Raw genomic sequence first — 10,606 nt, 5'->3', positions numbered from 1 at the left:
GGCGCGGGGGCCGGGGGCACCGCCTCCGCCGCGCCCCCGGCCCCCGCGCCGGGCCGTGTCACCGTTCCCCGCGGTGCCCGTCACTCCTTGCGGTAGGAGTACGCCTCCTTCGCCGCCGCCTCCACCGCCGCCAGGTCGGCGCCCGTCGACGCGGTTACGACGGCGGCCACCGCGCCCTCCACGAAGGGGGCGTCGACGAGCCGGGTCCGCGGGGGAAGGACGTCGCCCTCGGCGAGCATGGCCCTGACGGTGAGGACGGCGCTGCCCAGGTCGGGCAATATGGCGACGCCGGCGCCCCGGTCGACGGAGCGGGCGGCCGAGGCGATCAGCGCGGCGCTGGTGCCCAGGCTGCCGTCCTCGGCGCCGCCGGCCGGTGCGACGGGAACCGCGGCACCGCTCCCGACCAGGCCCCTGGCCAGCTCGGCGACGGAGGCGGCCACATCGGGACTGTGCGACACCAGCACAATCCCGACGACCCTGTCGTCACTCACCGGCCGCCTCCTTCGCGGCCGCGGTGTCCGCGAGCGCGGCGACCAGCAGGGCCGAGGAGGTGGCGCCCGGGTCCTGGTGCCCGATGCTGCGCTCCCCGAGGTAACTGGCCCGGCCCTTGCGGGCCTGCAGCGGCGTCGTCGCCACGGCGCCCTGCTCGGCTGCCGTCCGGGCCGCGGCGAAGCCCTCGCCGAGGGCGTCCACGGCCGGCACCAGCGCGTCGATCATGGTCTTGTCGCCCGGCGCGGCCCCGCCGAGCTGCATCACCGCCTCCACCCCGGCCCGCAGCGCCTGGGCGAGCTGCTCCGCGCTCACCTCGGCGGCGTCGCCGAGCGCCTTGCCGGTACGGCGCAGCAGCGTCCCGTACAGCGGCCCGGAGGCACCGCCCACCGTCGAGATGAGCTGCCGTCCGGCCAGTACGAGGACGGCGCCGGGGGTCGCGGGCGCCTCCTTCTCCAACGCGGCCGACACGGCCAGGAAACCGCGCTGCAGATTGCTGCCGTGGTCGGCGTCCCCGATGGGGGAGTCGAGGGCGGTGAGCCGCTCCGCCTCACGGTCGACGGAGGCGGTGGTCGCCGCCATCCAGCGGCGGAAGAAGTCGGCGTCGAACACGGAATCTCCTTGCGTGACAGGTGCGCACAGGTACGACGGGTACACCGTTCGGCGGATACCCCGCCATGTCACATGCCCCAGCGCAGGGCGGGTGTGCGCACCGGCGCGTCCCAAAGCCGCAGCAGTTCCTCGTCCGCCTGGCACAGCGTGACGGAGGCGCCGGCCATGTCGAGCGAGGTGACGTAGTTGCCGACGAGGGTGCGGGCCACGGCCACACCGCGCTCGGCCAGCACGCGCTGCACCTCGGCGTTGAAGCCGTACAGCTCCAGCAGCGGGGTGGCGCCCATGCCGTTCACCAGGACCAGCACGGGGTTGCGCGGCTGCAGGTCCTGCAGGATCGCGTCCACCGCGAAGTCGGCGATCTCCCGGGAGGTCATCATCGGCCGCCGCTCCCGGCCGGGCTCGCCGTGGATGCCGATACCCAGCTCCAGCTCGCCCGACGGCAGGTCGAAGGTGGGGGTGCCCTTGGCGGGCGTGGTGCAGGCGCTGAGCGCCACGCCGAAGCTGCGGGAGCTGCCGCTGACCTGGCGGGCGATCGCCTCCACCCGCTCCAGCGGCTGCCCCTCGTCCGCCGCCGCGCCGGCGATCTTCTCCACGAACAGGGTGGCGCCGGTACCGCGCCGCCCGGCCGTGTACAGGCTGTCGGTGACCGCCACGTCGTCGTCGACCAGCACCTTGGCGACCTGGACGCCCTCGTCCTCGGCGAGCTCGGCCGCCATGTCGAAGTTGAGCACGTCACCGGTGTAGTTCTTGACGACGAACAGCACGCCCTTGCCGCTGTCCACGGCCGCCGCGGCCCGCACCATCTGGTCGGGCACGGGGGAGGTGAACACCTCGCCGGGGCAGGCCGCCGACAGCATGCCCGGACCGACGAAGCCGGCGTGCAGGGGCTCGTGCCCCGAGCCGCCGCCGGAGACGAGGCCCACCTTGTCGGCCACCGGGGCGTCCCGCCGCACCACGACACGGTTGTCGACGTCGACGGTCAGCTCCGGGTGCGCCGCGGCCAGTCCGCGCAGTGCGTCGGCGACCACGGTCTCCGGAACGTTGATGAGCATCCTCATGGCTTCCTCCCCGGGGGAGATCGGAGGCGGCTGGAGCCCTGCCACCAGCAGTATCGGCCCTGAGGGGTGAAGGGTACCCCTGCCGGGCGCGGCCGGCAGGGGGCGACGGGGACCGGCGGGCCCGGCCGGGTCCGGCCGGGATCGGCAGTCCGACCGGGCGGCCGGGCCTTCAGAGGAGGCTGCCGGCGCCGTAGGGGGCGTACAGGTCCAGCAGCCGGGTCCGGGCGCAGTGGAGCCGGTGGGCCAGGACGTCACCGACCCACTGGGCGACCGTCCGGCCCAGCTCCACGTCGTCCCGGCACATCGAGCGGACCGACGCGGCGTCGAACTCCCAGGCCCGCACCGGGGTCGCCGCCTCGGCGCCCAGGTGCCACACGTGCGGGGAGAACAGCCAGGACCAGCCGACGAGCTCGTTGTGCCCGAGGTGCTCGATGACGGCGGCGCGGCGGCCGGGCACCCGCATGTCCAGGTCCACGGTGCCGGTGCGCACGACCCAGAACCGGTCCGCGCGGCCGCCCTCCTCGAACAGGCGGGCTCCTTGCGGAAAGGAGACCTCCCGCGCGGTCCGCATCAGCCGCTGCCGGTGCTCGGCCGGCAGCCCGCGCAGCATGGTCGGGGCAGGTGCGGTGTACATGGCGCCTCCCGGGCGGTCGTCGGAACGGTGGCGGTGCCGCACTTCGAAGGTGGCCCGGCGTCCGGCGCCCCGGCCATGGGCCACTCGGCCCCGCGGCCGGGCCGCTCGTCCCGCGGCGGGCCGCTCTCCCCCACGGCCCGCGGAGGAAAGGCCCCGCGGGGCGGGGCGGGCGTCGGCCGGGTGGTCATGCCCATGGGACGAGGACGGGCGCCGCGGTGCCCTGGAGGGACGCGGAACCGAGGTCCACCACCAGGGGCTCGACGGTCTCGGGGGGACGGGGCAGCACCTCGAACGCCCCGCCCAGCCCGGTGGCCCGCAGCAGGCGCAGGAAGCAGGCGCTGGTGCTCACCAGCCGCATCCGGCCGCCGCGGGCCCGGGCGCGGACGCGGGCCCGGCACAGGACGCCCAGCCCGGAGCAGTCGACGAAGGACACCGGGCGCAGGTCCACCACCAGGTCGGGGCGGGACACGGCGGTCAGGTCGTCGAGGCGTATCGCCAGCAGCGGCGCGGTGAACAGGTCGATCTCTCCGCTCACCGCGACGAGCCGGGTCGTGCCGGCGGTCTGCTCCGTCCGGCCGGGCGTGGGCCGTGCGTGCATCTGGGACATGGGGAGAGGAAAACGGAGCCGGCCGGGCGCCCGGAAGGGCCGTTCGGTCCCTGTGACCGGCCCCGACCGGGCCACGTCCCGGCCCGCCTCGCGACCCTGACCGGGCCACGTCCCGGCCCGCCCGCGCCCCTGACCGGGTCCCGTGCCCCGGCCGCGCGTGCCGCGCGGGGCACCCGGTCCCGGCACGACACGGGCCCTTTCGCGGCGTTCCGGGGACGGACGGCCCCCCGCGGTGGGCGGGGCGGCGGCCCAGCATGGGAGGTGTCCCCCCACGGCGGCACGAGCTGAAAGACGGTCATTGCCATGTACGCGAACGACGGATTCCGCGAACTCGGCCGTGAGGAGTGCCTGCGCCTGCTCGCGACGGCGCCCGTCGGGCGGGTCGTGCACACGCGCAGCGCACTGCCCGCGGTCCTGCCGGTGAACTTCAGCCTGGACGACGACGGCGCGGTGGTGCTGCGGACCTCCGCCGGCTCCGAACTGGCCCGCGCGGTCGACGGCGCCGTGGTCGCCTTCGAGGCGGACGAGGTGGACCCGATCGCGCACTCCGGATGGAGCGTCGTGGTGACCGGCCGGGCCACGGTCGTGGCGGACCCCGCCGAACACGACCGGCTGACCCGCGACGGCCCGCTGTCGTGGGCGCCCTCGCGGCAGGAGCTGTTCGTCCGCATCGAGCCCGAACTGGTCACGGGGCGGGAACTGGCCGGCGGGCGCACCCTGTACCGGCTGGACCTCACCGGCTGAGCGCGCGGCGCCGCCGGTTCCGGAGCGCCGTGCGCCCGGGGCCGGGTGCCGCCGGCGCACCCGCCCGCTCACGTGCCGGGGTGTTGCGCGGCCACGGTGAGCCGGATCCCGCTGACGAGGTCGGGGCGGATGCGGACCGCGTGGTCCATGGTGTGCTGCACCCAGGGCCGCAGCATGGCCTGGTACCGGGCCAGGTCCCGCGGGTCGGTGACGAGGTGGGCGTAGCCGGTGACCACCACGCTCCAGCCGAGGTGGGTGACCGGGTCGATGGAGTCGGCCTCGTAGGCGACGACCACGCCCGGGGCGCCGGCCTGCCGGGTGTGGGAGGTCAGGGCCGCGCCCTCGTGGGTGCGGATGACGATGTCGCCCCGGTCGAGGACGTGGTTGACCGGGCGGATGGTCGGCAGCGCGTGCCGGGTGAAGACGATCCTTCCCAGGGACACGCTGCCGAGCAGCCGCAGGGCCTCCGCGCTGTCGAGCTCGATGCTCCGGCGCGGGCCCGAGGGCACTGACCTGGTCTGGTCGAGGGTCATGGCGGGTTTCCGTACGTCTGCGGGTGGCACCGCGGCAGGGGCCGCCGTCCTGCCCGAGACGGTGTGGCGGCGGCCCCTGCCGGGATCGATCAAATCATTCGAACGCGGTGGGAGGACGCCGCGCCAGGGCCGTTCGGCCCCGGTGAACGACCCGTGGAGACCGGGCTCGCCGCCCCGGGTCGGCGGGCCGTGGCGGCGAGCCGGGGCGGCGGCCCGGGCAGTGACGGTCCCGCCTCCCCGGGTACGCGTCCGGGGTGCACGTGCCGCGGGGCGGACCGGCCAGAGCGGGCCGGTCAGGGCCGATCGGCCCTGGTCCACAGGCCCGTGACGAGGCAGGATCGGGGTCCGAGGGCCGGTTCCCGAGTACTGGTGGACCGGTGTGCCGGCGTGACGAGGAGCAGTTGATGGTGGACGGCGAGCGAACGGGGGCCGACGGCCCGGTCCGCGTGTTCCTGCTGGACGACCACGAGGTGGTGCGGCGGGGTGTGCGGGACCTGCTGGACGACGAGCCGGACATCACGGTGGTCGGCGAGGCGTCGACGGCCGAGCAGGCCCTGGTGCGCGTCCCGGCGCTGCGCCCGCAGGTGGCGGTGCTGGACGTGCGGCTGCCGGACGGCGACGGGGTGACCGTGTGCCGGGAGCTGCGTTCGCGGATGCCGGAGCTGGCCTGCCTGATGCTGACCTCGTTCGACGACGAGGAGGCCCTGCTGGACTCGATCATGGCGGGGGCCTCCGGGTACGTGCTGAAGCAGATCCAGGGCTCGGACCTGGTCTCGGCCGTGCGCACCGTCGCGCGCGGGCAGTCGCTGCTCGACCCGAGCGCCACCACCCGGCTGATGGCGCGGCTGCGCGGCGGCCAGGAGAAGCAGGAGCCCGAGGCGCTGCCCGGCCTGACCGACCGGGAGCGGGAGATCCTGGCGCTGATCGGCGAGGGCCTGACCAACCGGCAGATCGGCCGGCGCCTGTACCTGGCGGAGAAGACGGTGAAGAACCACATCTCCCGCCTGCTGGCCAAACTCGGCGTGGAGCGCCGCGTCCAGGCCGCCGTCATCGCCAGCCGGCTGCAGGACCGCCGGCGACCGGACGAGCAGCGCCGCTGAACGCGCCCGCCACGCCCGCGCGGACGCTCCCGGGCGGGCGTGCCCGGCGCGTACGCCGCCCGCCTGCCCGGTGGCCGCGTGATCCCGTATCGTCCCTCTTCCCCGGCCGATACCGTGGCACCGGGCCGTTCGGTGCCGGCACGCAGCGGGGACTGGGTGGGGACTGGGAGGAAAACGGTGGGAAGCAGCGCCGAGGAGGCGCGGGAGGCACGGATACGGCTGCCGCAACTGAGGCTGGACGAGCTGCTGGAGGAGCTGCAGGCCCGCCTCGACGCGGCCCGCGGCACCCGGGACCGGGTGCACAGCCTGCTGGAGGCGGTGCTGTCGGTCGGCCGCGAACTCGACCTGGAACAGGTGCTGTACGGCATCGTGGAGGCCGCGGCGGCCCTGGTGGACGCGGAGTACGCGGCCCTCGGCGTGATCGGCGCGGACGGCAAGCGGCTGTCGGCGTTCTACACGGTCGGCGTCACCGAGGGGGAGATCGCCCGGATCGGCAACTACCCGGAGGGCCACGGCATCCTGGGCGAGCTGATCCGCCACCCCGAGCCGCTGCGCCTGTCCAAGATCTCCGAGCATCCGGCGTCGTACGGCTTCCCGCCGCACCACCCGCCGATGAACACCTTCCTCGGCGTGCCCATCCGGGTGCGCGGCCAGGTGTTCGGCAACCTGTACCTGACCGAGAAGCGCGGCGGGGCGCAGTTCGACGAGGACGACGAGTCGGTGCTGTCCACGCTGGCCGTGGCGGCCGGCGTGGCCATCGACAACGCCCGCCTGTACGAGGAGTCCCGGCAGCGCGAGCGGTGGCTGGTGGCCAGCGCGGAGATCACCCACCGCCTGATGTCCGGCAGCGAGCGCGCCGAGGTCCTCGGCCTGATCGCCGAACGCGCGAGGGAGATCACCGGCGCCGCCCTGGCCGTGGTCGCGGTGCCGATGCGGGACACCGACGCGCTCACCGTGGAGCTGGCCATCGGCCGGGAGGCCGAGGCGCACCGGGGACTGGTGCTGCCCGTCGGGGACAGCCTCATCGGCCGGGCCTTCGCCGCCGCCGCCCCGGTGACCAGCCCGGACATCGCGCAGGACGCGCGCGTCTCGCCCGGCCCGCGGCGTTTCGACGGGCTCGGCCCGGCCGTCGCCGTCCCCGTCGGATCCGGTCAGGGCGGCGTACGGGGTGTCGTGCTGCTGGTGCGGGAGGCGGGCCGGGGCGAGTTCACCGAGAAGGAGACCGAGCCGCTGCAGGGCTTCGCGGCGCAGGCCGCCGTGGCGATGGAGCTCGCCGACCGCCGCCGGGACGCGGAGCAGATCGCCGTCCTGGAGGACCGCGACCGCATCGCCCGCGACCTGCACGATCTCGCCATCCAGCGGTTGTTCGCCACCGGGATGACGCTGCAGAGCGCCGGCCGCTTCATCGAGCACGCGGGGGCCGCCGAGCGGGTGCGGCGGGCGGTGGACGACCTGGACGAGACCATCAAGATCATCAGGTCGACCATCTTCGGCCTGCGCACCCGGGAGGACGACACCGCGCCCGGCCTGCGGTCCCGCGCCGTGCGCGCGGTGGGCGAGGCCGCCCCCGTGCTGGGCTTCGCCCCCAGCGTGCGGATGGAGGGGCTGCTCGACACCCACGTGCCCAGGGAGACCGCCGACCACGTCGTCGCGGTGCTGTCCGAGGCGCTGACCAACATCGCCCGGCACGCCCGTGCCGACCGCGCCGAGGTGATGCTGGAGACCGACGGACGCGAGGTGCGCCTGACGGTCACCGACAACGGTGTGGGCATCCCCGCGAAGGGCCGCCGCAGCGGCCTGCGCAACATGGCGGAACGCGCCCGGGAGCTGGGCGGGGACCTGGAGATCGACCGCCCGGAGGGCGGCGGGACACGCCTCGTGTGGCACGCGCCGGTGGCGGCGTCCTCGGGGCCCTGAGAACGACGGGGTCCTGAGAACGACGGGCTCCTGAGAACGACGGGTTCTGGGGACGACGGGTTCTGGGGACGACGGGGTTCCGAGGACGACGGGGTTCCGAGGACGACGCCACCGGCGGCGGCCGTCGCCGTCAGACCGCGTCCGGCAGCCACAGGTCGGGGCCGAAGACCTCGTAGCGGACGCGGCGGGGCGCCACCCCGCGGTTCAGCAGCTGGGCGCGCACGGCGCGCATGAAGGGCAGCGGGCCGCACAGGTAGACGGTGGCGTCGGCGGGGATGTCCACTCCCTCCAGGTCCATCAGGCCCACGCGGGCGTCCGGTTCGGTGGCGCCGGGCCGCTCGTACCAGAACACGGTCCGTGCCTGCGGCAGCCGGCCGGCCAGCTCCCGGGTCTCGGCGCGCAGGGCGTGCCGGTCGGGGGAGGTGTCGGCGTGCAGGACCAGGACGGGCCGGGTGGAGCCGGTCGCGGCGAGGCGGGCCAGCATGCCGACCATGGGCGTGCAGCCGATGCCCGCGGAGGCGAGCACCAGGGGCGTGTCGTCCTCGTCGAGGACGACGTCCCCGAACGGCGCCGAGACGATCAGCTCGTCGCCGGCCCGTACGGTGGCGTGCAGCAGCGTGGAGACCTCGCCGTCCGGGGCGCCGCCGGTGCCGGTCACCCGTTTGACGGTGATGCGGCGCAGCTCGCCGCCGGGGTCGGAGGACAGGCTGTACTGGCGCAGTTGGTGCACCCCGTCCGGCATGCGCACCCGGACGCTGACGTACTGCCCGGCCCGCGCCGCCGGGGCGGGCCCGCCGTCGGCGGGACGCAGCAGGAACGACACGACGTCCGCGGTCTCCTCCCGGCGCTCCACCACGGTCCACGGCCGCCAGATCGCGCCCGGCGCGACGCCCGCCTCCTGGTAGATGCGGGCCTCCTGGGCGATGAGGGCGCCGGCCATCAGCCAGTACACCTCGTCCCAGGCCGCCGCCACCTTTGGGGTGACCGCGTCGCCCAGGACGTCGGCGATCGCGCCGAACAGGTACTTGTGCACGATCGTGTACTGGTCCTCGGTGACGCCGACCGCCGTGTGCTTGTGCGCGATGCGGGCCAGCAGCGCGTCCGGGCGGGTGTCCGGGTGGGCGAGCAGGGCGCTCGCGAAGCCGGCTATCGAACCGGCCAGGGCCCGCCGCTGGGCGCCGCTGGCCTGGTTGCCGCGGTTGAACATTCCGTCCAGCAGTTCGGGCCGGTCGCGGAACATCGTGCCGTAGAAGCGGGTGGTGATCTCATCGAGAGCACCCGCCACCGCGGGCAGGGTCGCCTCCACGACGGCGGCGGATTCTGCGGACAGCATGGAAGCCTCCCGGCTCGGGGTGTGGATGTGGACGAGCGAAAGCCGCCCGTGGTGAGCGGCCGCATCCTTTCTAGGGCCGCGCCCCGGCCCGTCCCAGGGCCTGACGGGGACGAGTCCGGGGCCCTTCGGCCCAACCCGGGGCCGCGGGCCGCCGCTCGGAGTCCTTGGCGGGGTGCGGGACCCCGCGGGGTTCGCGAAGGCCCGTCCGGCTTGTGGTGGGGAAGAGCCGGACGGGCCTTCCTGCCGTCTGCCGGCCGGGCGCCGAACCGCCGTGGTGCGGGGTGCCGGACTACCGGGGTGCCGGACTACCGGGATGTCGGCGTACCGGGTCGCCGGGCGCCGAACCGCCGGGACGCCGGTCCGTCGCCCGAGCGCGGTCCGCGGGCCCGGGCACGGTCCGCGGCCCCGCCCGACCGGCCCCGCGGGGCCGGTCGGGCCCGGGCGGGGACCTGCGGCCCCTGCCCGGGGGACCCGCAGGAGCCGACGCTGGAGGTGATCCCCCGACCGCAGGAGGTACACATCATGTCCCGCACCGTCACGGTGGGCCTCGACGGCTCGCCCGAGAGCCGGGCCGCCGCCGAGTGGGCGGCCCGCGAGGCACAGTTGCGCGGTCTGCCGCTGAAGCTGGTCCACGTCTGGGAGGCGGTGCCGCCGGCCATGGCCCAGGCGCCGCTGCTGGGGGCGGAGACGCACCGGCACTGGACGGAGCGGATCCCGCGGGAGGCGGCCGAGGGGCTGCGGCTGCGCCACCCCGGCCTGGAGATCGCGACCCGGCAGCTCAGCGGCGGAAGCGTCGTGACCTGTCTGACGGACGAGGCCCGTGAGGCGGAGCTGCTGGTTCTCGGCTCCCGGGGCATGAGCGCCCTCGGAGGCTTCCTGGTGGGTTCCGTCGGTCTGGCCGTCGCGGCGCACGCGCGGGGCCCCGTCGCCTTCGTGCGGGCCGCGGAGCAGGCGGCCGACGAGCATGTGCCGGACCCGGCCGGCATCCCCTCCGCGGCGACGCCGTTCAGGCCCGTCGTGGTCGGGGTCGACACCGGCCGGCCCGACGCGGTGGTGCTCGGCTTCGCCTTCGAGGAGGCGGCCCGGCGCCGCACGGCCCTGCGCGCCCTCCACGGCTGGTTCCCGCCGTACTACTACGCCTACGGTCTGCCCGCCGACCCGGAGCTGCAGCAGGAACTGGAGAAGGAGCAGGCGGCCGCGCTCGCCACCGCGCTGCGGCCGTGGCGGGAGAAGTACCCGGACGTCGAGGTGGCCGAGGACGTCCGGTGCGGCGCCCCGGCACTGCAGCTGGTCGACGCCGCGCCCGAGGCCTCGCTGGTCGTCGTGGGCCGCCGCACCCGCCGTCTGCCCCTCGGCCCGCACACCGGCTCCGTCACGCACGCGGTGCTGCACCACGCCGCCGCGCCGGTCGTCGTCGTCCCGCACGACTGACCCCGCGTCCGCCCCCGGCCGGCCTTTCGCCGGCCGGGCGATTCCCCCGGGCCGTACCCCACTCGTACGGGTCGCGGGAGGAGACACCGGCGTTTGAAGACGGCGGCGGTACGCGCGTTCGGGCCGTCCCCCGCCGGCGGGGGAC

At 75.6% G+C, this 10,606-nt stretch carries 11 protein-coding genes; 4 read left to right on the top strand and 7 right to left on the bottom strand.

From position 1 onward, the window contains the following. Positions 1-80: 80 nt before the first annotated feature. The 5 genes from IE225_RS32140 to IE225_RS32120 form a co-directional block, all read right to left on the bottom strand. Positions 81-491 carry a PTS-dependent dihydroxyacetone kinase phosphotransferase subunit DhaM gene (locus tag IE225_RS32140; protein WP_190061199.1) on the bottom strand — a complete coding sequence of 137 codons (411 nt, stop codon included), beginning with the start codon at positions 489-491 and terminating at the stop codon, positions 81-83. Then, a complete protein-coding gene (gene dhaL, locus IE225_RS32135; protein ID WP_190061198.1) occupies positions 484-1,101 on the bottom strand; it encodes a dihydroxyacetone kinase subunit DhaL in 618 nt (205 codons plus the stop codon). Before dhaL ends, IE225_RS32140 begins: the two co-directional genes overlap by 8 nt. A 68-nt stretch (positions 1,102-1,169) precedes the next feature. After that, positions 1,170-2,162 (bottom strand): dihydroxyacetone kinase subunit DhaK, encoded by a 993-nt coding sequence (dhaK, locus tag IE225_RS32130; protein ID WP_190061197.1) that lies wholly within the window; start codon positions 2,160-2,162, stop codon positions 1,170-1,172. Between the two features lie 169 nt (positions 2,163-2,331). Next, on the bottom strand, positions 2,332-2,796 hold the full coding sequence (locus IE225_RS32125) for a cyclic nucleotide-binding domain-containing protein (protein WP_190061196.1): 465 nt from the start codon (positions 2,794-2,796) through the stop codon (positions 2,332-2,334). A 184-nt stretch (positions 2,797-2,980) separates the two neighbouring features. Continuing rightward, complete coding sequence (locus IE225_RS32120) at positions 2,981-3,403, bottom strand: STAS domain-containing protein (RefSeq protein WP_190061195.1); 423 nt, start codon at positions 3,401-3,403, stop codon at positions 2,981-2,983. Positions 3,404-3,706: 303 nt separating this feature from the next. Between IE225_RS32120 and IE225_RS32115 the strand changes: the two genes are divergently transcribed. Next, a complete protein-coding gene (locus IE225_RS32115) occupies positions 3,707-4,147 on the top strand; it encodes a pyridoxamine 5'-phosphate oxidase family protein (RefSeq protein WP_190061194.1) in 441 nt (146 codons plus the stop codon). A 68-nt stretch (positions 4,148-4,215) separates the two neighbouring features. On the opposite strand, the gene IE225_RS32110 is transcribed toward IE225_RS32115, so the two are convergent. After that, on the bottom strand, positions 4,216-4,680 hold the full coding sequence (locus IE225_RS32110; RefSeq protein WP_190061193.1) for a pyridoxamine 5'-phosphate oxidase family protein: 465 nt from the start codon (positions 4,678-4,680) through the stop codon (positions 4,216-4,218). A 404-nt stretch (positions 4,681-5,084) separates the two neighbouring features. Between IE225_RS32110 and IE225_RS32105 the strand changes: the two genes are divergently transcribed. Together IE225_RS32105 and IE225_RS32100 are read left to right on the top strand one after the other, a co-directional pair. After that, positions 5,085-5,780, top strand: a complete 696-nt coding sequence (locus tag IE225_RS32105; RefSeq protein ID WP_190061192.1) for a response regulator — start codon at positions 5,085-5,087, stop codon at positions 5,778-5,780. 177 nt (positions 5,781-5,957) lie between these two features. Further along, complete coding sequence (locus IE225_RS32100; RefSeq protein WP_190061191.1) at positions 5,958-7,697, top strand: sensor histidine kinase; 1,740 nt, start codon at positions 5,958-5,960, stop codon at positions 7,695-7,697. Positions 7,698-7,827: 130 nt separating this feature from the next. Here the strand turns inward: IE225_RS32100 and IE225_RS32095 are convergent, their stop codons facing one another. After that, on the bottom strand, positions 7,828-9,030 hold the full coding sequence (locus IE225_RS32095; RefSeq protein ID WP_190061190.1) for a globin domain-containing protein: 1,203 nt from the start codon (positions 9,028-9,030) through the stop codon (positions 7,828-7,830). Between the two features lie 522 nt (positions 9,031-9,552). Here IE225_RS32095 and IE225_RS32090 point away from each other — a divergent pair. Next, positions 9,553-10,461 carry a universal stress protein gene (locus IE225_RS32090; RefSeq protein WP_190061189.1) on the top strand — a complete coding sequence of 303 codons (909 nt, stop codon included), beginning with the start codon at positions 9,553-9,555 and terminating at the stop codon, positions 10,459-10,461. Positions 10,462-10,606: the final 145 nt, after the last annotated feature.

It is taken from the genome of Streptomyces echinoruber (genome assembly GCF_014651135.1).
GTDB classification, from domain to species: domain Bacteria; phylum Actinomycetota; class Actinomycetes; order Streptomycetales; family Streptomycetaceae; genus Streptomyces; species Streptomyces echinoruber.
Note: the sequence above shows the minus strand (reverse complement) of the source record. Positions and strands in the feature narration are given on the sequence as shown.